Source organism: Streptomyces chromofuscus (assembly GCF_015160875.1).
Lineage (GTDB): Bacteria > Actinomycetota > Actinomycetes > Streptomycetales > Streptomycetaceae > Streptomyces > Streptomyces chromofuscus.
Genome location: NZ_CP063374.1, coordinates 3,703,871 through 3,723,669, shown reverse-complemented (window position 1 = coordinate 3,723,669; position 19,799 = coordinate 3,703,871). Strand labels below are relative to the sequence as shown.

Sequence of the window (19,799 nt, the reverse complement as noted above, 5' to 3'; positions counted from 1 at the left end):
GCCTGAACAGGTATTCCCCGTAGTCACCCGCGAGGGGTATTTCGGGCGGTCCGGGCGAGCTTGACGCGGTCCGGACAGATCCGGCGGGTCAAAGCAGTGTCCTAAACAGACGTCACTCGGTTAGATGAGTGTGGACACCAGAACACCCCGCACACCCACGGGGGACCGCTCGTCGGGATTCGACGACGCTCCCGCGCTGAGCATGGTGAAGGTGCCGAGCGACCCGGCGCAGATCATCGTCAATCACGCCAGCTTCCGCGTGCAGTTGGGCGCCTCGTCGCGCCGCGCCCAGTCGCCGCGGGTCGCACGGCACTTGAGCGCCACCGAGGACACCGCCCGCGTGCCGGTCGTCGGTACGGCGGGCAGAGCGGCCCAGCCCGGCGAACCCCGCCGCCGCCCGGTCGTGTGGAGCGGCCGGTCCGCCCCCGACGACACCGGCGCCCACCGCCTGCTCCAGGCCGTGCGCAGTGCGGGAGTCCGCCATCCGGAGGAACCGTCCGCCGACACCGGAGCCACCCAGGTCATCCCGCGCGTCGACGTCGCCGCCGGCTACGGCGGCCGCGACGGCTACGGCGGGCGTGAAGGCTATCGCGGGCGTGAAGGCTACGGCGGCCGTGAAGGCTATGGCGGGCGTGACGGCTACGACGACTACAGCGACTACAGCGAATACAACGACTACGGCGACTACGGCGACCTCGACCAGACCGTCGAGACCCCGCTCGTCGGCGCCCAGCGCACCCCCCACGACGGCGCCGGTACCCGGCTGCTGCCGGCCATGCGGAGCGTCGAGGGCGCGTACGACGAACCCGCCTACGCCAGGGAGCGGTTCGACGGCGGTTACGACGACGATGACGACATCGACGACATCGACGACATCGACGACGTCGAGGCGGCCGACCCGGGCGGCGAGCGCGCCGGGGCCCGCTCCCGGCGGCACGGCGAGGACCCCGCGCGGCACGCCTACTACCCCGGCCGCCGGATGAACCTGGGCGTCGTCCTGCTCCCGCTGCGCGTCTTCCTCGGCGCCATCTCCATCTACGCCGGCATGGGCAAGCTCTGCGACCCCGTCTTCTTCGACGGCGGCGACCGCGGGTCCATGGTCAAGTGGCTCAACACCCTGCACCCCTGGGAAGTCGCCGAGCCGCTCCGCCAGTTCGCGCTGCAGCATCCGGTCGGGTCCGGCCTGCTGATCGCCTTCGCGCAGGTCGTCGTGGGCGTGCTCACGGTCCTGGGCTGCTGGCAGCGGGTCGCCGCGGTGGGCGGCGCGCTGCTCTCCGCCGCGCTGCTCGTCACCGTCAGCTGGAAGAGCGTCCCCGCCTACGACGCCCCCGACATCATCTACCTCGCCGCCTGGTCGCCGCTGATCATCGCGGGGGCGCCCGTCTACTCCGTCGACGGGCGGCTGGCCGGACTTGCCTGGCGGCGGCTCGGCCCGCGCGCCGACATCTGGGAGCTGCGGCGGTACGTGCTGCGCCGGGGCGCCCTCGTCACCGCGATCGTCACCGGGCTCACGCTGCTCGTCGGGTCGCTGCTCGGCGGTGCCGTGCGGGACTCGGACCGGGTGGTCGTCCCCGGTCCCGGCGAAGCGCCGCGCAACGAACTGCCCGGCTCGCCGCTGCCGTCCAAGGCCGGTGAGCGGCGGCAGAGCACCACGCCGTCGGCCGCGGCCACCTCGCCCACGCAGGGCGCGACCTCGGCCGCGCCCACCGCGGGCGCGGCGACGACGCCGGGTGCGACCCAGGACAGCGGCACGGTCACCGGCGGCTCGCCGAGCCAGACGCAGGGGACGGCGGGGCAGGCGCCGCCGCAGCAGTCGGCGCCGGCGGAGGAGGTCCCGAGCACCAGTGCCGGTCCCACGTCCGGGGGCGGCGCAGGCAGCAGCTCGACGGGCGGTACGGGGTCCACGGGCGGTACCGGGTCCGGCGACGGGGAGTCGTCGGCCGGGCAGCCGGGGCTCGTGGGGGGTCTGCTGGGCTAGCGCTCGAACGGTCACGAGGACGGGGTCCCGCGCGATGAGGCGCGGGACCCCGTCGTCGTACCGGTGCGCGCTCGTTGTGGAGGGTGCCCGTCAACGGCCCAGCGCGGCCAGCTCCTTCGCGGCCTCGGTGAGGTCCTTCGCGGTGTCGATGGCACGCCAGTACGCGCCCTGGGGGATCGGGAAGCCGGCCAGGCGGTGCTCGCGGGCCAGGTGCGGGAACGTGGTGCGCTCGTGGTCGCCGCGCTCGGGGAGCAGCGCGGCGAACTCGGGGGAGAAGACGTAGACGCCCGCATTGACCTCGTACGTCGTCGGCGGGGCCTCGATGAAGTCCGTGATGTGACCGAAGCCGTCCGTCTGCACGGCGCCCCAGGGGATGCGGGGGCGGGCCAGGGCGAGGGTCGCTATGGCGTCGCGTTCGGTGTGGAAGTCGGCCATGTCGCGCAGCGAGAAGCGGGTCCAGATGTCGCCGTTGGTGGCGTACCAGGAGCGGTTCGGGTGGGGGAGGCGCGCGGCGGCGTGCTTGAGGCCGCCGCCCCGGCCGAGGGGTTCCTTCTCGACGACGGTGGTGACGCGGACTGGCAGGTCGGCGGAGTCCAGCCACTCCTGCAGGACCTCGGCGAGGTGGCCGCAGCTGACCACGACGTCGGTGACGCCCTCCTCGGCGAGCCAGGTGAGCTGGTGGCCGATGATCGGCGTGCCCGTGCCGGGGATCTCGACCATCGGCTTGGGACGGTCGTCGGTGTAGGGGCGCAGCCGCGAGCCCTGGCCTCCGGCCAGGATGACGGCCTGGACGGGGCGGGAGGCGGCGTTCGGATCGGTCATGCCCGGCACTTTACGTGGGCGTGGGGCGGTGCTGGTGGGGCCGGGTGGGGTTCGTGGCGGGGCTTTGCGGCGGGGCTTGCGGGCGGGCGGCCGAACTGCGCCGGAAACGTGCCGTAGGCCGTCTACGGTGGTGATCTGAGCGCGCCGGCCACCGGCGGATCACCCGTTCGTGGGTTCTTCTGATGATTCGCGGCGGGGTGCCCACAGCCAGTGGGCAGCGGCGCTCCTTGCCGGACTCCTGCGCCTCGGCTTTCTCGCCAGTTTCATCGCCGAGCCCGGGGAGCAGTGCTGTGGGGAGGTGCGTGGCCCCGCCCTGGCCTTCGGCCTCGGCGGGGCTGCGCGTGGGTGGTGCCTCAGCCGTGGGCCGCCAGGACTCCTGAGGCGAACGACGTGTCGCAGACGGGGCGGGAGTAGGACTGGGCGCGGGTCGGGCCGTAGATGCGGACGGCGGCGCGGCCGAGCGATCGGGCGATGGAGGCGCAGTGGCGGGCCAGGGCCGGACGCTCGTCCACCGCCTGCTGGAGGTGGGTGAGGGCGGTGCCCGGGTCGGTCTCCTGGAGCTCGGTCAGCAGTTGGTCGCGGAGCACCTCGTGCGGGGCACGGGGCGCGGTGCGGGCGCCCGGGCCGGAGACCGAGACGTCCGCCGCGGTGAGCACCGAGCTCTCGGGGTTTCCGGACCAGTTGACCCGCGTGACCGCGAGAGTCCCGGAGAGCACCAGGACGACGGGCAGAACGAGGGCGAGTGAGCGGCCGATCCGGCGGGCGGGGCCCTGGCCGCGTCGCGTCTGAGAGGTGGTGGAGTGCTTCACGCGAGTGAGGGTAGCGCCCGGTAATGATTTGGCGACATTTGGTCACCGGTTCGGGTGACGAAGCAGGGGATTCTTCCGGGTGCCGGGTTGACGCACATTGCTCGAAATGGCCCAGTGTGCCGGGGTATTTGTCGACAGCAAAAGGGGCCCCGCGGCCATGCCGCGGAGCCCTTTTCGTCAACCTGGGTGAATTACCCGGGTTGGGTGTTTCGTCGGCCGGACGGGGAGGCCGGACGGCTCTCAGTCCGAGAGGCGCTCGCCCGTCGAGGTCGAGAAGACGTGGGTCTCGCCGGAGCGCGGGACGACGCGCAGCGTGCTGCCCTTCTCCGGCACGTCACGGCCGTTGACGCGGACCACCAGGTCTTTGGAGGTGTCGCCGAGCTTGGCGGTGCCGTAGACGTAAGCGTCGGCGCCCAGCTCCTCGACGACGTTCACGGTGATCGCGAGGCCCTGCTCCGACTCCCCGCCGGCCACGTCGAAGTGCTCGGGGCGGACGCCGACGGTGACCGTCTTGTCGGTGGTGGCGGACAGCGCGTCCCGGTCGACCGGCACGACGCTGTTGCCGAACTTCACGCCGCCGTCGGCGATCGGCACCTCGACGAGGTTCATCGCGGGGGAGCCGATGAAGCCGGCGACGAAGAGGTTGGCCGGACGGTCGTACATGTTGCGCGGGGTGTCGATCTGCTGGAGCAGACCGTCCTTCAGCACGGCCACCCGGTCGCCCATGGTCATGGCCTCGACCTGGTCGTGGGTGACGTAGACCGTGGTGATGCCGAGGCGGCGCTGCAGCGAGGCGATCTGCGTACGGGTGGAGACGCGGAGCTTGGCGTCCAGGTTGGACAGCGGCTCGTCCATGAGGAAGACCTGCGGCTCGCGGACGATGGCGCGGCCCATGGCGACACGCTGGCGCTGACCGCCGGAGAGCGCCTTCGGCTTGCGGTCCAGGTACTCGGTGAGGTCGAGGATCTTCGCGGCCTCCTCGACCTTCTGCCGGATCTCCGCCTTGTTGACGCCGGCGATCTTGAGCGCGAAGCCCATGTTGTCGGCGACGGTCATGTGCGGGTAGAGCGCGTAGTTCTGGAACACCATGGCGATGTCCCGGTCCTTCGGCGGCAGGTGCGTCACATCGCGGTCGCCGATGCGGATGGCGCCGGCGTTCACGTCCTCCAGGCCGGCCAGCATCCGCAGGGAGGTGGACTTGCCGCAGCCGGACGGGCCGACCAGAACGAGGAACTCCCCGTCCTCGATCTCGATGTCGAGTGCGTCGACGGCGGGCTTGTCGGAACCCGGGTAGATCCGGGTCGCCTTGTCGAACGAGACAGTGGCCATGGTGAATGGGCCCCCTTCTACCGGCAGGAACGTGCCGGACGATCCGTTGTAGGAAGGCGGTGGTTTAGTCCACACGCGTGAACTGCGTGAGGACGGTACCCCGCGTTCACCTGTTCTGTCAGTACTCCGACCCCTGTGAAGTTCGCGGAAACTTTCGACAGGGTGGGGGTGGGAGCTGGGTACACTGCACGGGCACGCAGTCACGCGCGTGCAGGCCTCCTTAGCTCAGCTGGTCAGAGCGCCGCTCTTGTAAAGCGAAGGTCGTCGGTTCGAATCCGACAGGGGGCTCCCCGCTGAACAGCGCAAACGCCCCGGCCGGTGATCGGTCCGGGGCGTTCGGCATGCGGGGGTGACATCAACCGCGGCGGTCATTGGCGAGCGATACGCGTCACGCCCCTGAACGGTCGATCCATGTGACTGATGATCTTGCGCCGTGTGTCCGACTTCACGTGCGTGCCGGGCGTCACGTGCCTCTCGGCTCGTGTGGCTGGTGGCGGCCCGTCAGCCGGTTCGCCAGGTGGGCCAGTCGGGACGAGTCCGGGCTGTGTGTGGTGTGTTCGCGGTGGTCGGCCGTGCGGTAGGTGGCGTACATGCCGTGGACGCCCAGCCAGCGCAGCGGTTCCGGTTCCCACTTGCGGACCTTGTGGTCGACCCAGGGCAGGTCCGTCAGGTCGGTGCGGTTGCCCTGGCCGGAGTCGAGCTGGACGAGGTCGCGCAGGGTGCGGGCGGCCAGGTTGGCGGTGGCGACGCCGGAGCCGACGTAGCCGCCCGCCCAGCCGAGGCCCGTGGCGCGGTCCAGGGTGACCGTGGCGCACCAGTCGCGGGGGACGCCGAGGACGCCCGACCAGGCGTGATCGATGCCGATGCCGGTCAGGGGTGGGAAGAATCGCTCCAGGATCTCCCGCAGCGCCACGATCGTCGTCTCCTGGGTGCGGCCGTCATTGTCGGTGCGGGAGCCGAAGCGGTACGGCACCCCCCGGCCGCCGAGCGCGATACGGCCGTCGGCGGTGCGCTGGGCGTACGTGTAGGCGTGCGCCATGTCGCCGAGCGTCTCGCGACCCTCCCAGCCCACCGACGCCCACTGCGCCTCGGTGAGGGGCACGGTCGCGATCATCGAGGAGTTCATGGGCAGCCAGGTGCGCTTCTGGCCCTTCAGCGACGCCGTGAACCCCTCGGTGCAGCGCAGGACGTAGGGCGCGCGGACCGTGCCGTACGGGGTGACGGCGTGCCGGGGCCGGATCTCCGTCACCGGAGTCGACTCGTGGATGGTCACGCCGAGGGCCTCCACGGCCCGCGCGAGGCCGGTCACCAGCTTCACCGGGTGGATCCGGGCCCCGTGCGGCGTCCAGGAGGAGCCGACCGCGCCGGCCACCCGGATCCGCTCGGCGGTCTCGCGGGCGCCGTACAGTTCGCGGTCCTTCTCGCTATACGACAGCTCGCGCTCGTGGAAGGCCTTCAGCCGCGCCAGCTGGGCGGGTGTGCGGGCGACCTCCAGGACGCCGCCCTTGTGCACGTCGGCCTCGATGCCCTCGTCCGCGGCGGCCCCGACGACCTCGTCGACGGTGTCGTTCATGGCCCGCTGGAGGCGTACGGCGGCCTCGTGGCCGTGCACACGCGCGTACCGGTCGCGGCCCGCGATGCCGTTGTACAGCCAGCCGCCGTTGCGGCCGGAGGCGCCGTAGCCGCAGAACCTCTGCTCCAGGACGGTGATCCGGAGGAAGGGCGCGGCCTTCTTCAGGTAGTACGCCGTCCACAGTCCCGTGTAGCCGCCGCCGACGATCGCGACGTCCACGGAGGCGTCACCGGAGAGGGGCTCCCTGGGGGCGGGGAACCCTTCCTGGGCGTACCAGAAGGAGACACCGCCGTTCACGGCGCTGCTTGCCGAGCTGCTCATGGCCGGGACGTTACCCGTGGCCAATGAGGGCTGTCTCCTTCGGATTTCGTCGTTTCCACGCGTGCTCCGGCACCGGAAAAGGGCGGAAAGGGGGAGGGGAGCGGTTCGGTGGGAAATGGGGTCGAGGGGGACCGGGCACGTCCGTAAGGTCCCTAGTGTGATCGATGTCCCGAAGGAACTCGCGGCGTCCCAGGAGAGGTACAACGGCGAGGTGGGCCGCGCCTTCGTCGCCGGACTGCCGCGGCTGGCGGCCGGCTTCCTGGAGCGCTGGGAGCTGCGGACCGACGGGCCGTCGATGTACGGCGTGTGCGCGCTGGTCCTGCCGGTCGTCCGGGCGGACGGCACGCGCGCGGTGCTGAAGCTGCAGCTCCCCGACGACGAGAGCGAGGGCGAGCCGGTCGCCCTGCGGGTGTGGGACGGCGACGGCGCGGTACGGCTGCTGGACCACGACCCGGACACCGGCGCCATGCTCCTCGAACGCCTCGACCCCGCCCGCATGCTGTCGCACCTCCCCGACACCCGGGAGGCCGTGCTGGTCATCGCAGGGCTGCCGGCCCACCTCACCTCCGGACCGGCGCCCGAGGGCTTGCGCCGGCTCGGCGACATCGCGCGGGCGATGCTGGAGCGGACGCCGTGGGCGATGCGGCGGGTCCCGGACGGGGCGGTCCGCCGTCTGGTGGCGGACTGCGCGGCCGCCGTACGGGAGGTCGTCGACGAGCCCGGCGACCGGCTGCTCCACTGGGACCTGCACGACGAGAACGTCCTCGCCTCCGACCGCGCCCCCTGGCTCGCCATCGACCCCAAGCCGCTCGCCGGCGACCCCGGCTTCGAGCTGTGGCCCGCGCTCGACAACCGCTTCGACGTCGGCGAGGTCCGATGGCGCTTCGACGCGATGACCGACGTCCTGGGCCTGGACCGGGCACGTGCGCGTGCCTGGACTCTGGGCCGGCTGCTGCAGAACTGCCTGTGGGACATCGAGGACGGCCGGCCGGTGGCCGACCGGCACCTGGAGATCGCGGGGCGGCTGCGCGGCTAGGGCCGCGACAGGCAACGTTCACCCCGTCGCGGCGCCCGGCACGCCCTCTCGCCGCACCGGCCCGGCCTCCGGCCGGGGGGACCCCCAGAGCACGCACCGGACGCCGCTCCGTGCCGGGCGCACGTTGCCTGCCGCGGCACTAGCCGACCGACTCCGCGACCGCGGCCTTCGCCGGTGCCGCGTGTTTCGGGGCTCTCGCCGTGACCAGCAGGGTCGTGACCACGCCGGCCAGCAGCATGAGGCCGGACGCGCACCACAGGGCGACCGTGTAGCCGTGGACGACGGCCTCGCGGGCCACCTCCGCGGTCCCGGCGGAGTCGGTGAGATGGGCGGTGAGGTAGGCGGCCGTGCTGGTGTTGGCGACGGTGTTCAGCAGCGCCGTACCGATGGAGCCGCCCACCTGCTGCGAGGTGTTGAGGGTCGCCGAGGTCACGCCCGAGTCCTGCCGGGCGACACCGGCCGTCACCGTGGCGAACACCGGCATGTACGTCAGGCCCATGCCGAGGCCCGCGAGGAGCAGGCCGGGCAGGATGTCGCCGACGTACGTGGAGTCCACGGTGAGCCGGGTGAGCACCGCCATGCCGCACGCGCCCAGGAGCATGCCGGGAGCCATCAGGGCGCGGGGCGGCACGTGCTGCAGCAGACGGCCCGCGATCTGGGTGGAGCCGATGACGGTCGCGGCCGTGAGGGGGACGAAGGCGAGGCCGCTGCGGGCCGGCGAGTATCCGAGGACGACCTGGAAGTAGTAGGTCAGGAAGAGGAACAGGCCGAACATGCCCATGATGGCCAGCATCATCGTCAGGAAGCAGCCGGCGCGGTCGCGGTCCTTGACGATGTGCAGCGGGAGCAGCGGCATGGGCGCCCTGGCCTGCCACCATACGAAGGCCGCCAGCAGCGCCACACCCGCCGCGAGCAGACCGAGGACGAACAGGTCGGCCCAGCCGCGGGACTCGGCCTCGCTGAACCCGTAGACGAGCGCGGCGAGACCTGAGCAGCCGAGCAGCACGCCGGGTACGTCGAGACGGGCGCCCGTGCGGGCGGGCCGGTCGCGCAGGACAAAGAAGGCGCCGGTCAGCGCGACGATCGCGATGGGGGTGTTGACGTACAGGCACCAGCGCCAGTCGAGGTACTCGGTGAGCAGCCCGCCGACGATGAAGCCCAGGGCGGAGCCGCTGCCGGCCAGGGCGCCGAAGATGCCGAAGGCCTTGCCGCGCTCCCTCGGGTCGGTGAACGTCGTGGCGAGCAGGCTCAGCGCGGAGGGGGCGAGCACCGCGGCGAAGGCGCCCTGCAGCGCCCGGGCGCCGAACAGCATCCCCGGGCCGGTGGCGGCGCCGCCCAGCGCGGAGGCGGCGGCGAAGCCGACCAGTCCGATGGCGAAGGTGCGTCGGCGGCCGATCAGGTCGGCGATGCGGCCGCCGAGCAGCAGCAGACCGCCGAAGGCGAGGGTGTACGCGGTGATCACCCATTGGCGGTTGCTGTCCGACATGCCCAGCTCGCTCTGGGCGGACGGCAGCGCGATGTTCACGATCGTCGAGTCGAGGATGACCATGAGCTGGGCGAGGGCGATCACCACCAGCCCCCACCAGCGGTGGGGGTCGGCGTCCGCAGAAGCTCCGGGGTCACCAGTTCTAGGGGCGGTCATCCGGACAGAAGACCATGAATGGGGGCGTACTGCCCGGGATGCCACGCCCCACCCGGTCAGGTCTTTACGGTCGGGTGTGCGCGGCCGGGTGCGTACGGCCGGGTGTCCGCGGCCGGTCCCCACGGTTCTCCAGGGGCCCGGCGCGTCCTTGAGGCCGGGGTTGTCGAGGACCGGAGCGGTCAGGGCTCCAGGACGACCTTGCCGATCGTGCCGCGGTGCTCCAGCGCTCGGTGCGCCGCCGCGGCCTCGCCGAGCGGGAAGCGGTGGACGGCGGGGACCAGCCGGCCCGCCGCGGCCTCGGCGAGGGACCGCAGCTCCAGGGTGCGGACCGGGTTCGGGCCGCCGGCCTTCTCCATCATGACCGGGCCGAGCACCTGGACGGTGACGCCCTCGACGACCAGCGGTTCGCCGCCCCGGATGCCCTCGGCGGACCAGCCGAAGACGACGTGCCGGCCGCCGGGGGCGAGCAGACCGACGGCCGTACGGGCAGCGTCGCCGCCGACGCCGTCGTAGACGATCGTGACCTTGCCGTCGTGGGCGCGGACCCGCTCCGGCCAGGCCGGGTCCCGGTAGTCCACGGCGAGGTCGGCGCCGTTCGCGGCGACCCGCTGCGTCTTCTCCGGGCCGCCGGCCAGGCCGATGACGGTGGCGCCCGCGTTCTTCGCGTACTGCACGAGGAGGGTGCCGATGCCGCCGGCCGCGGCCGGGACGAGGACCACGTCGCCCGGCCCCGGCTCGGCGAACTGCACGATCCCCATCGCCGTGCGCCCCGTGCCGATCATCGCGACGGCCTCGGCGAAGTCGAGGCCCGCCGGGATCTCGTGCAGGCGGGCGGCGTCGGCCACGGCGAGTTCGGCGTAGCCGCCGGGGACGAAGCCGAGGTGGGCGACGACGCGTCTGCCGAGCCAGGCCGCGTCCGTGCCCTCGCCGAGCGACTCGACGACTCCGGCGACCTCGCGGCCGGGGACGGTGGGCAGGGTGGGCGCGGGGCCGGGGCCCGGGTGGCCGGCGCGGATGGCCGTGTCGAGCAGGTGGACGCCGGCGGCGGCGACGGCGATGCGGACCTGGCCGGGGGCCGGTACCGGGTCGTCGACCTCCTCGTGGGTGAGGTTCTCGGCGGGGCCGAAGGCGTGGAGGCGGATGGCGCGCATGAGGGTTCCCCCCCCGTGACGGGCGGTCGGCTGTCTGTCTCCCGCACTGTTCAACCTCAAGCGTGCTTGAGGTCAAGTGTGTGCGGGCCGCGCTGTCCGAGCGCCAGCGACACGGCGGCCAGCGCGCTGTTGAACGACACCTCCGACAGGACACCGGGCGCGGCGACCTGGTCCCCGGCCAGGTACACGCCGTCGCCGCGGTCCACGGCGGGCCGGTCGCGCCAGGTCGTTCCGGGCAGGTCCACGGCGCCGGTACGGCCGCGCGCGGTCGCCTCGCGCCGCCAGGTGACGCGGTCGCGCCAGCCCGCGAACGCGAGATCGAGCAGCTGCTCGGCGCGGGCGATGCCGTCGGCCCGGGACTCGTGCGGGGCGATCGGGACCTGGCCCTGGACGAGTTGCTCGCCGGCGGGGGCGAGGGTGCGGTCCTGCGCGGTGAAGCGTTCGAGCCAGCCGGGCGCGTCCAGGTCGGAGACGACGAAGGGATCGCCGCGCCGGGTGCGTACGGCCAGGTCGATGAGGGTGGTACGGCCGCTCGGCCAGGTCAGCGAGTTGTCGCCGAGGAGGCGGCGGGCGGCGTCGAGGGAGGTGGCGACGATGACGGGCGTGTCGGTGGGGAGGGTGTCGACGCGCGACAGGGTCTCGATGCGCACGCCCAGGTTCCAGGCGCGGCCGGCCATCCGGTCGATGACGCTCGCCCAGCCGCCGCGCGGGTAGTGCGCCTCCGGCGGCAGCTTGGTGGACCGGCGCAGCCGCTCCTGCACGAACGCGGCGGACAGGGCGCCGGGGTCGTGGTGGAAGAGGGCGACGGCACAGAAGTGCGCGGCGGCCCGTGCGCCCTCCTCGCCCACCTGGCCGGTGGCCCAGGTCAGGAAGTCGGTGTCGACGGGGGCGCGCCGGGCGGCGTGGCGCAGCAGCCTCAGCATGGCGAACGGCGGGGTGCGGCGCAGGGCGCCGTGGTGGCGCAGCCGCAGCCGGGCGGCCTCCAGGGGCGGGACGGGGGCGAGGGGGCCGATCAGGTCGCGCCGGGCGAGCCAGGCCCAGTGCGGGCCGCCGTTGTACAGGGCGTGCGGCCCTTCGTTCGTCCGGTAGGGGGCCTCGGCGGTGCGGGCCCGGCCGCCGAGGGTGTGGTGGGCTTCGTGGACGGTGACCTTGGCGCCCGCTTCGGCGGCGCTGATGGCTGCGGCGAGGCCGGCGAAGCCGCCGCCGACGACGGTGAGGTGGGGCATGGAGTCGATCTCCCTTGGCTCGGGTTCGCCTTTCCGGTTCCGGGAGTACGACTCCGCGAAGGGTCCTGGATGTGACATCGGGGGCGTGTGTGTGGCCCCAGACCCTGAGATGCGGGCGTCTTAGCAGGTCAGCGCGATTGTCAGTGGTGAGGTGCAGCATGGTGGGCATGGCGAAGCGAGCGGCGGGCGGCGTGCGGGCGGCACGGCGGCCGGAGGTGCGACTGCCGGAGCTGGAGGCGTACGGAGGGGGTGGGCTGGAGCCGGACGGGGACTACGACGGGCTGGAGTTCCGGGACGCGGAGCTCGCCGGGCAGGACGGCGGAGGCGCCCGCTTCATGGACTGCGCGTTGCGGGGTTGCGCGCTGGACGAGACGCGACTGCACCGGGCGCGCTTTTTGGACTCGGTCCTGGCCGCCCCGCGCGGCGTCGGCACGAATCTGGCCGAGGCCACCCTGCGCGACGTCGAGGTGCACGACGCCCGCCTCGGCGGTGCGCAACTGCACGGTGCCGTGCTGGAACGCGTCCTGGTCCGGGGCGGCAAGCTCGACTACCTGAACCTTCGCGGGGCGCGGTTGAGGGACGTGGTCTTCGAGGGGTGCGTGCTGGTGGAGCCGGACTTCGGGGGAGCGTCGCTGGAGCGCGTCGAGTTCGTGGACTGCGCGCTGAAGGGGGCGGAGTTCAGCGCGGCGACCCTCGCGGACGTGGACCTGCGCGGGGCGGTGCCGCTGGAGATCACGCGGGGGGTCGACCGGCTGTCGGGGGCGGTGATCAGCGCGGGACAGCTGGTGGAGCTGGCGCCGGTGCTGGCGGGGGCGCTGGGGATCAGGGTGGAGGGGGGATGAGGGCGACGCGGCGACGTTCGGCCGCCCGCTCGTACGGCGTCAGGGCACCCGCGGGAAGCGCGCCTGCAACGACCAGATCGCCGGGTTCTCCGCCAGGTCCTCGTGCAGATCGCACAGGTCGGCGATCAGATCGTGCAGGAAGTCCCGTGCCTCGCGGCGGAGTGCGGTGTGGGAGAAGGTGAGCGGGGGCTCGTCGGCCGGCTGCCAGTCGGACTCGATGTCGACCCAGCCGAAGCGGCGCTCGAACAGCAGCCGGTCGGTGGACTCGGTGAAGTCCAGCTCCGCGTGCTGGGGGCGGGAGGCGCGGGAGCCCGCCGGGTCGCGGTCCAGCTGCTCGACGATGTCGCACAGCGCCCAGGCGAAGTCGAGCACCGGCACCCATCCCCAGGCTGTGGACAGCTCCCGGTCCGACTCGGTGTCGGCGAGGTAGACGTCACCGCAGAACAGGTCGTGGCGCAGGGCGTGCACGTCCGCGCGGCGGTAGTCGGTCTGGGGCGGGTCCGGGAAGCGGTTGGAGAGGGCGTAGCCGATGTCGAGCACGTACGTGATGGTGTCATGCCACTCGTAGGATCAGGACGTGTCCCGTTTCGCACCGGTTGTCTCCGCCGTCGCCCTGCTCGCGCTCCTTGTGACCGGGTGCACGGGCAACGGCGTCGAGGGCACCCCGGGCAGCTCAGGCCTGCGCGACCCGTACTTCCCCAAGGCCGGCAACGGCGGCTACGACGTCACCCACTACGACCTCGCCCTCTCCTACACGCCCGGCACCCGCCACCTCACCGCCCGCGCGACGATCACCGCCCGTGCCACCCAGGACCTCTCCGCCTTCAACCTCGACCTCCAAGGACTGAAGGTCGAGGAGGTCACCGTCGACGGCACCGCCGCCCGCTTCGACCGCGCCGGCCAGGAACTGACCGTCCGCCCCCGCGACGAACTCGCCGAGGGCCGCACCTTCCGTGCCACGGTGCGCTACTCCGGCACCCCGGCCACGATCACCGACCCGGACGGCTCGCAGGAGGGCTGGCTCCCCACGGCCGACGGCGCGCTGGCGCTGGGCCAGCCGGTCGGCTCGATGGCCTGGTACCCCGGCAACCACCATCCCTCGGACAAGGCGACGTACGCCATGGCGGTCACCGTGCCGGAGGGCCTGCGGGCGGTGTCGAACGGCGAACCGAGGACCGAGCGCACCACCGACGGCCGCACCACCAGCACCTGGCACACCGGCCGGCCCATGGCGAGCTACCTGACCACCGTCGCCATCGGCCGCTACGACATCAGCCGCACGGTGACCCCGGACCGCCTGCCCGTGTACACCGCCGTCGACCCCACCGAGGGGTCCGCGAGCCGCGAGGTCCTGGCGCGCGTCCCCGAGGTCCTCGCCTGGGCGGAGGACCTCTTCGGCCCGTACCCCTTCGCCTCGACCGGCGCGATCGTCGACCGCGCCGGCGACGCGGGCTACGCCCTGGAGACCCAGACCCGCCCCGTCTTCCCCGGCGCGCCCGACGTCTCGCTCCTCGTCCACGAACTCGCGCACCAGTGGTTCGGCAACTCCGTCACCCCCGAGTCCTGGCAGGACATGTGGCTCAACGAGGGCTTCGCGACGTACGCGGAGTGGCTGTGGCAGGAGGACCACGGCGGCGACTCCGCCCAGCGGACGTTCGACGAGCTCTACGCCGGTACGCACTACAGCGCCCCCGAGGAGAACGCGGCCGTCTGGTCCTTCCCGCCCGCGCGTCCCCCGGACGCCGCGGGCATCTCGGGCCGTCCGGTGTACGACCGGGGCGCGATGGTCCTGCACGAGATCCGCCGCACCCTCGCCGACGACGCCGCTTTCCGCGCCCTCCTCCGCGACTGGGCCACGACCCACCGCCACGGCAACGCGAGCACGCAGGACTTCACGGGATACGTCGAGGAGCGCGCGCCGGAGAAGGATTTCGCCGGGGTCTGGGAGCAGTGGTTGTACGGGGAGGGCAGGCCGGAGCGGCGGTGACGAGGCGACGGCCGGTCCGTGGGGCGGGACGACGTGCGGGACGTCGCCGGCGCCGCTTCATGTGTTCAGGGGCCCGGCTCGCTCAACGCGCCGGGCCCCTCGACGTCGATGCCGCGTCGAGGGGCCCTGGAGCATGCCCGGGTGTGGGTCAGACGTTCACGCCGAAGTCCTGGGCGATACCCACCAGGCCCGAGGCGTAGCCCTGGCCGACGGCGCGGAACTTCCACTCGGCGCCGTTGCGGTAGAGCTCGCCGAAGACCATGGCGGTCTCGGTGGCGGCGTCCTCCGACAGGTCGTAGCGGGCGATCTCGCTGCCGCCGGCCTGGTTGATGATGCGGATGTAGGCGTTGCGGACCTGGCCGAAGTTCTGCGAGCGGTTCTCCGCGTCGTAGATCGAGACCGGGAAGACGATCTTGTCGATGTCGGCCGGGAGGCCGGCCAGGTTGACGTTGATCTGCTCGTCGTCGCCCGCGCCCTCACCCGTGCGGTTGTCACCGGTGTGGACGATCGTGTTGTCGGGCGTCTGCTTGTTGTTGAAGAAGACGAAGTGGGCGTCCGAGTAGACCTTGCCCTGGGTGTTGACCGCGATCGCGGACGCGTCGAGGTCGAAATCGGTGCCGGTGGTGGTGCGGACGTCCCAGCCGAGGCCCACGGTGACGGCGGTCAGGCCCGGAGCCTCCTTGGTGAGCGAGACGTTGCCACCCTTGGACAGGCTTACAGCCATGGTCGGGAGTTCCTTCCCTCGATGCGCGCGCTGTTCGTGCGCTGTGCGTGTGCCGGTGATGAAGCTACAGCTACCCGTATGAACGCGGCGGGTGGTGTCGTGGGTTCCCTTCGCTTTACTTTCTTTACCCGGACGCGGATATTCGGGTGACTCGCACCCCGTGCAGGCGGGAACATGTCAGCCATGGCCGGTCCTCACGTCATCCGTGGCTCCGTCTCGCTTCCCGAGGCCGAGCTCCAGTGGCGTTTCTCCCGTTCCTCCGGGCCCGGTGGCCAGCACGTCAACACGAGCGACACCAGCGTGGAGCTGCGGTTCGACCTGGCCGCCACCGAGGCCCTGCCCGAGGTGTGGAAGCAACGCGCCCTGGAGCGGCTGGCGGGCCGGCTCGTCGACGGGGTCGTCACCGTGCGGTCCTCCGAGCACCGCTCCCAGTGGCGCAACCGCGAGGCCGCCGCCGTGCGCCTCGCCGCGCTCCTCGCCGAGGCGACCGCACCGCCGCCCAAGCCCCGCCGGCCGACCCGCGTCCCACGCGGCATCAACGAGCGCCGGCTGCGGGAGAAGAAGCAGCGGTCCGACACCAAGCGGGGCCGCTCCAGGTCCAGCCGCGACTGGCACTGACGAGCGGGCGGCGGCCGGCGGCTCCGGTCCGGCGCCGGGCGCGAGGGCAGGGTCCCGCCCCCGCCGCACGCCGCCCGTCACATCCCCCACCGCCCGTCCGTCATAGTCCCGACGGCATCCACGACCAGGGCTGGTGACGGCATCCATGCGCGGCGACCACGGCTTCCCCGACGATCACGACTTCCTGGCCGAGCGCTTCGAGGCCCACCGCACGCACCTGCGTGCCGTCGCCCACCGCATGCTCGGTTCCCTCGCCGAGGCCGACGACGCCGTGCAGGAGGCCTGGTTCCGGCTGAGCCGGAGTGACACGCGCGAGGTCGACAACCTGGGCGGGTGGCTCACCACTGTCGTCGGGCGGGTCTGCCTCGACATGCTGCGCTCCCGCAAGAGCCGTGCCGAGGAGTCGCTGGACCAGTCGCCGGACCACGGAGCACCCGCTCCCGCCGCCACCGCCCCGGACCCCGAGCACGACGCCCTCCTCGCCGATTCCGTCGGCGTCGCCCTGCTCGTCGTGCTCGACACGCTCACGCCCGCCGAACGGCTCGCCTTCGTCCTGCACGACATGTTCGCGGTGCCGTACGACGAGGTCGCGAGAATCGTGGGGCGTACGCCGACGGCGGCGCGGCAGCTGGCCAGCCGGGCGCGGCGGCGGGTGCGGGGGGCGCCGGCGCCGGACGCGGATCTCGCGCGGCAGCGGGAGGTCGTCGACGCCTTCCGCGCCGCCGCGCGGGACGGCGACTTCGACGGGCTGCTGCGGGTGCTCGACCCGGACGTCGTCAGCCGCTCGGCGTTCGGCGTGGTCGTCGGGGCCGCCGCGGTCGCCTCCGGCGCCAGGACGGCGGCTCACCTCGCCCGCGTGGCCCGGCCGGCCCTGGTCGACGGGGTTCCGGGGCTGGCGGTGCTGTCCGAGGACGGGCAGCGGCTGGTGCAGGCGCTGCGGTTCACCTTCGTACGGGGACGCATCGCCGTCATCGACATCGTCACCGACCCGGAACGCCTGTCCCGGCTCGACGTCACCCTGCCGTAGCGACGCCCGCCGTCACCCCGGCAGCCCCGCGCAGCACACTCACCCCAGGTGCCGGTACCGCCCCTTGAAGTACAGCAGCGGCCCCCCGTCCGCACTCGGCACCTGGGCCGTCAGCACCCGTCCGATCACGAGCGTGTGGTCCCCGGCCGGCACCCGCTGCTCGGTCCGGCACTCCAGGGTCGCCAGGGCGCCGCCCACCAGGGGCGCGCCGGTCGTCTCGCCGCGGACGTAGGGGATGTCCTCGAACAGCAGGCGGTCGCTGATGCGGCCCTTCATGGCGAACCGGCCGGCGATGTGCCGCTGGCTCTCGGAGAGGACCGAGACGGCCCACTGGGGCTGCTCCGCGAGCAGGTCGTCCATGCGGGCGCCCTCGCGCAGGCTGACCATGACCAACGGCGGGTCGAGGGAGACGGACATGAAGGCCGTCGCCGTCATGCCGACGTCCTCACCGGCCGGCGCCTGTGGGTCGTCGGGGTCGAGCGCCGGCTCACGCGCGGTCACCAGGACCACGCCCGCGGCCAGCCGGGACATCGCGGCACGGAACTCGTCGTGGGTCACCCCCACAGCATGCCCAAGGGGCGATGCCGCGGACGGCTGGGCGGGCACGGTGACGGGCGGAACGGCTGCGTGTGTGTTCGGCACACCCGAAACGCTAATCTCCGGTGCGTGCGCGCCGCATCGGACCTCGGCCCGAAGGCGGTCCTAGGACCCCGGACGGACAGTTGTTGGCCACCCGCACAAATATTGCGTTCGGTAAACACACGGGAAAACCGCAGAAACTCCACTCAATTGTTCACGTTCTACTGTGACTTGAGTCACAAGGGGCATTAATTGTTGACCCTGTGTACCGAGTGGGCAGCGCGCTGTGATTCAGTGGCGGGAAGCTATAAGGACACACTCAGAAAAGGGCGCCGAAGAGAACCCTTGATTCGCTGCGAGGTCTCGGGGGGAGGGCGAGCATGGAGACCGAGTCGGAGCCGTACGTCCGCCTCGCGTCCCTGCGACAACTGCACGAGGCCATGGCCGACATGAACACGGCCCGGAGCCTGGCGGACACTCTGCAGACGGTCGCGGACGGGGTCGTGAGCGCCCTCGGCTACGAGCTGGCGTGCGTCAACCTCGTACGCCCGGACGGCGACCTCGTCGTCGCCGCCTTCTCCGGCAACCCCGCCGCCGAGGCGCTGATCACCGGCCGGGTCGGCTCCCGCGAGTCCTGGGAGCGACGGCTGACCATGGGCGAGCAGTGGGGCGACCTCGTCTTCATCCCGCACACCGAGGGCTGGGTCCTCGACGACGACGACGTGCCCCAGTGGTACACCGAGGGCCCAGCGCCGCGCTTCGAGGACGAGTGGCATCCCTCCGACCGCCTCTTCGCGCCCATGTGGGCGCCCGGCGCGCAGGGCGGCCCCGCCTCCGGCGAGCTGATCGGCGTCCTGTCCGTGGACCGGCCGCGCAACGGCCGGCGCCCCGGCGCCTGGGGCCGCGAGGCGCTCCAGATGTATGCCTTCCAGGCCGCCATCGCCATCAGCAACGCGCGTCTACGTGCGAATATGCAGCGCGCCCTGGTCCGCCTGGAACGCGAGCAGCAGGCCCTCAGGGCGAGCGAGGAGAGCTTCCGGCAGGCGTTCGAGTACGCGCCCTCGGGCATGGCCATCGCCGAGATGGGCGGCGAGCAGCACGGCCGCATCCTGCGCACCAACGACGCCCTGTGCCGGCTGCTCGGCCGTCCCGCCTCCGCGATGCGCCGCTACTCCTTCTCCGACCTCGTCCACCCCGAGGACATAGGCACGCTGCTGCGCACGTCCGCCGAGGGCGGCCGGGCCGAGCTGCGGCTGGGGCGGCGGGACGGCACCTACGTGTGGGTCAGTCTGCGCAACTCCGTGGTCGCCGACGCCGCCGACGGGCCGCGCTTCCTGCTCACCCACGTCGAGGACATCGAGGAGCGCAAGCGTCGCGAGCTCCAGCTCGCCCACCGCGCCTCCCACGACTCCCTCACCGGCCTGCCGAACTCCGCCGAACTGCGCTCCCGCCTGTCCGCCCGCCTCTGCCGGCGCCCGCAGGCCGGCCACCCGGGCGCCTACGACTCCCACGACGCGGCCCACGGCCACCCCGTCTACGACGCCGGCGGGCACGGCTTCGACTTCGTGCCGGGCGGCGCGGACGCCTACGACGTCTACGACCACCATGTGCACACCGTCGCCCCCGAGGGTGAACAGGACGACGGCACCAAGGGGCTCGCGGTGCTCTTCTGCGACCTCGACGGCTTCAAGTCGATCAACGACCGGTTCGGGCACAACGCGGGCGACGCGGTGCTCATCGAGGTCGCCCGGCGGCTCAGCAACGGCGTCCGGGACGGCGACACGGTCGCCCGGCTCGGCGGCGACGAATTCGTGATCCTCGCCGACGGCCTCGGCCGCGCCGACGCCCAGGACCTCGCCGTACGCCTGCGCAACGAGATCATCCAGCCGATCCGCGCCGAGGGCCGGGCCGTACGGGTCGGGGCCAGTTTCGGCATCGGCTGGGCGCACTGCGGCATGACGGCGGACGAAGTGCTGAAATCCGCCGACGAACGGATGTACGTCGAGAAACGGTCCCGTCCCAAACAGCACCGACGCGCGGGATGAACCGCAGGTTGCCACTGTGATGCGACCCCAGTCACCCGTTCGGGCCATCAGGAACGGGTAGGCTCGCCATTCTCACCACACGAACCGCAT

Annotated in this window: 17 protein-coding genes and 1 tRNA gene; 8 read left to right on the top strand and 10 right to left on the bottom strand. The window is 72.5% G+C overall.

What is annotated here, in order from left to right; translation table 11 throughout:
- Positions 1–124 precede the first annotated feature (124 nt).
- Positions 125–1,978, top strand: coding sequence for a DoxX family membrane protein (locus IPT68_RS16665; RefSeq protein WP_189700328.1), 1,854 nt, complete (start codon positions 125–127; stop codon positions 1,976–1,978).
- A gap of 90 nt (positions 1,979–2,068) precedes the next feature.
- Here IPT68_RS16665 and IPT68_RS16660 read toward each other — a convergent pair whose 3' ends face one another.
- The 3 genes from IPT68_RS16660 to IPT68_RS16650 all read right to left on the bottom strand — a co-directional run bounded on the left by IPT68_RS16660 (position 2,069) and on the right by IPT68_RS16650 (position 4,938).
- Complete coding sequence (locus IPT68_RS16660; RefSeq protein ID WP_189700327.1) at positions 2,069–2,800, bottom strand: nucleotidyltransferase family protein; 732 nt, start codon at positions 2,798–2,800, stop codon at positions 2,069–2,071.
- Between the two features lie 353 nt (positions 2,801–3,153).
- On the bottom strand, positions 3,154–3,609 hold the full coding sequence (locus IPT68_RS16655; protein WP_189700326.1) for a hypothetical protein: 456 nt from the start codon (positions 3,607–3,609) through the stop codon (positions 3,154–3,156).
- Positions 3,610–3,849: 240 nt separating this feature from the next.
- Entirely contained in the window at positions 3,850–4,938 is a 1,089-nt protein-coding gene (locus tag IPT68_RS16650; RefSeq protein WP_189700325.1) for an ABC transporter ATP-binding protein, read from the bottom strand.
- Positions 4,939–5,152: 214 nt separating this feature from the next.
- On the opposite strand from IPT68_RS16650, the gene IPT68_RS16645 reads away from it, so the two are divergent.
- Positions 5,153–5,226, top strand: a tRNA-Thr gene (locus IPT68_RS16645).
- Between the two features lie 175 nt (positions 5,227–5,401).
- Here IPT68_RS16645 and IPT68_RS16640 read toward each other — a convergent pair.
- The gene (locus IPT68_RS16640) at positions 5,402–6,832 is read right to left on the bottom strand and encodes an NAD(P)/FAD-dependent oxidoreductase (protein WP_189700324.1); all 1,431 of its coding nucleotides are present in this window, start codon (positions 6,830–6,832) and stop codon (positions 5,402–5,404) included.
- A 115-nt stretch (positions 6,833–6,947) separates the two neighbouring features.
- Between IPT68_RS16640 and IPT68_RS16635 the strand changes: the two genes are divergently transcribed.
- The gene (locus IPT68_RS16635) at positions 6,948–7,868 is read left to right on the top strand and encodes an aminoglycoside phosphotransferase family protein (protein ID WP_373300685.1); all 921 of its coding nucleotides are present in this window, start codon (positions 6,948–6,950) and stop codon (positions 7,866–7,868) included.
- A gap of 139 nt (positions 7,869–8,007) precedes the next feature.
- Here IPT68_RS16635 and IPT68_RS16630 read toward each other — a convergent pair whose 3' ends face one another.
- The 3 genes from IPT68_RS16630 to IPT68_RS16620 all read right to left on the bottom strand — a co-directional run bounded on the left by IPT68_RS16630 (position 8,008) and on the right by IPT68_RS16620 (position 11,887).
- Positions 8,008–9,510, bottom strand: coding sequence for an MFS transporter (locus IPT68_RS16630; protein WP_189700322.1), 1,503 nt, complete (start codon positions 9,508–9,510; stop codon positions 8,008–8,010).
- Positions 9,511–9,689: 179 nt separating this feature from the next.
- Positions 9,690–10,661, bottom strand: a complete 972-nt coding sequence (locus IPT68_RS16625) for a zinc-binding dehydrogenase (RefSeq protein ID WP_189700321.1) — start codon at positions 10,659–10,661, stop codon at positions 9,690–9,692.
- Between the two features lie 56 nt (positions 10,662–10,717).
- Complete coding sequence (locus tag IPT68_RS16620; protein WP_189700320.1) at positions 10,718–11,887, bottom strand: NAD(P)-binding protein; 1,170 nt, start codon at positions 11,885–11,887, stop codon at positions 10,718–10,720.
- Positions 11,888–12,054: 167 nt separating this feature from the next.
- Between IPT68_RS16620 and IPT68_RS16615 the strand changes: the two genes are divergently transcribed.
- Entirely contained in the window at positions 12,055–12,729 is a 675-nt protein-coding gene (locus IPT68_RS16615) for a pentapeptide repeat-containing protein (protein WP_189700319.1), read from the top strand.
- 39 nt (positions 12,730–12,768) lie between these two features.
- On the opposite strand, the gene IPT68_RS16610 is transcribed toward IPT68_RS16615, so the two are convergent.
- Positions 12,769–13,269: a hypothetical protein gene (locus IPT68_RS16610; RefSeq protein ID WP_189700318.1), complete on the bottom strand. Its 501-nt coding sequence runs from the start codon at positions 13,267–13,269 to the stop codon at positions 12,769–12,771.
- 37 nt (positions 13,270–13,306) lie between these two features.
- On the opposite strand from IPT68_RS16610, the gene IPT68_RS16605 reads away from it, so the two are divergent.
- A complete protein-coding gene (locus IPT68_RS16605) occupies positions 13,307–14,716 on the top strand; it encodes a M1 family metallopeptidase (protein ID WP_189700317.1) in 1,410 nt (469 codons plus the stop codon).
- Between the two features lie 148 nt (positions 14,717–14,864).
- Here IPT68_RS16605 and IPT68_RS16600 read toward each other — a convergent pair whose 3' ends face one another.
- Positions 14,865–15,440, bottom strand: a complete 576-nt coding sequence (locus IPT68_RS16600) for a TerD family protein (RefSeq protein ID WP_189700316.1) — start codon at positions 15,438–15,440, stop codon at positions 14,865–14,867.
- 174 nt (positions 15,441–15,614) lie between these two features.
- On the opposite strand from IPT68_RS16600, the gene arfB reads away from it, so the two are divergent.
- Both arfB and IPT68_RS16590 read left to right on the top strand, forming a co-directional pair.
- Positions 15,615–16,058 (top strand): alternative ribosome rescue aminoacyl-tRNA hydrolase ArfB, encoded by a 444-nt coding sequence (gene arfB, locus IPT68_RS16595; protein ID WP_189700315.1) that lies wholly within the window; start codon positions 15,615–15,617, stop codon positions 16,056–16,058.
- A 145-nt stretch (positions 16,059–16,203) separates the two neighbouring features.
- Positions 16,204–17,085 (top strand): sigma-70 family RNA polymerase sigma factor, encoded by an 882-nt coding sequence (locus IPT68_RS16590; protein WP_189700352.1) that lies wholly within the window; start codon positions 16,204–16,206, stop codon positions 17,083–17,085.
- A 39-nt stretch (positions 17,086–17,124) separates the two neighbouring features.
- Here IPT68_RS16590 and IPT68_RS16585 read toward each other — a convergent pair whose 3' ends face one another.
- On the bottom strand, positions 17,125–17,727 hold the full coding sequence (locus IPT68_RS16585; protein ID WP_189700314.1) for a flavin reductase family protein: 603 nt from the start codon (positions 17,725–17,727) through the stop codon (positions 17,125–17,127).
- A gap of 317 nt (positions 17,728–18,044) precedes the next feature.
- On the opposite strand from IPT68_RS16585, the gene cdgB reads away from it, so the two are divergent.
- Complete coding sequence (gene cdgB / locus IPT68_RS16580) at positions 18,045–19,709, top strand: diguanylate cyclase CdgB (RefSeq protein WP_189700313.1); 1,665 nt, start codon at positions 18,045–18,047, stop codon at positions 19,707–19,709.
- Positions 19,710–19,799: the final 90 nt, after the last annotated feature.

What these genes read in the sequence shown, in the direction of transcription:
- IPT68_RS16665 (WP_189700328.1), top strand. Translation starts at nt 125, where the DNA reads ATGAGTGTGGACACCAGAACACCCCGCACACCCACGGGGGACCGCTCG.
- IPT68_RS16660 (WP_189700327.1), bottom strand. Translation starts at nt 2,800, where the DNA reads ATGACCGATCCGAACGCCGCCTCCCGCCCCGTCCAGGCCGTCATCCTG.
- IPT68_RS16650 (WP_189700325.1), bottom strand. Translation starts at nt 4,938, where the DNA reads ATGGCCACTGTCTCGTTCGACAAGGCGACCCGGATCTACCCGGGTTCC.
- IPT68_RS16640 (WP_189700324.1), bottom strand. Translation starts at nt 6,832, where the DNA reads ATGAGCAGCTCGGCAAGCAGCGCCGTGAACGGCGGTGTCTCCTTCTGG.
- IPT68_RS16635 (WP_373300685.1), top strand. Translation starts at nt 6,948, where the DNA reads ATGGGGTCGAGGGGGACCGGGCACGTCCGTAAGGTCCCTAGTGTGATC.
- IPT68_RS16630 (WP_189700322.1), bottom strand. Translation starts at nt 9,510, where the DNA reads ATGACCGCCCCTAGAACTGGTGACCCCGGAGCTTCTGCGGACGCCGAC.
- IPT68_RS16625 (WP_189700321.1), bottom strand. Translation starts at nt 10,661, where the DNA reads ATGCGCGCCATCCGCCTCCACGCCTTCGGCCCCGCCGAGAACCTCACC.
- IPT68_RS16620 (WP_189700320.1), bottom strand. Translation starts at nt 11,887, where the DNA reads ATGCCCCACCTCACCGTCGTCGGCGGCGGCTTCGCCGGCCTCGCCGCA.
- IPT68_RS16615 (WP_189700319.1), top strand. Translation starts at nt 12,055, where the DNA reads ATGGCGAAGCGAGCGGCGGGCGGCGTGCGGGCGGCACGGCGGCCGGAG.
- IPT68_RS16600 (WP_189700316.1), bottom strand. Translation starts at nt 15,440, where the DNA reads ATGGCTGTAAGCCTGTCCAAGGGTGGCAACGTCTCGCTCACCAAGGAG.
- arfB (WP_189700315.1), top strand. Translation starts at nt 15,615, where the DNA reads ATGTCAGCCATGGCCGGTCCTCACGTCATCCGTGGCTCCGTCTCGCTT.
- IPT68_RS16590 (WP_189700352.1), top strand. Translation starts at nt 16,204, where the DNA reads ATGCGCGGCGACCACGGCTTCCCCGACGATCACGACTTCCTGGCCGAG.
- cdgB (WP_189700313.1), top strand. Translation starts at nt 18,045, where the DNA reads ATGGAGACCGAGTCGGAGCCGTACGTCCGCCTCGCGTCCCTGCGACAA.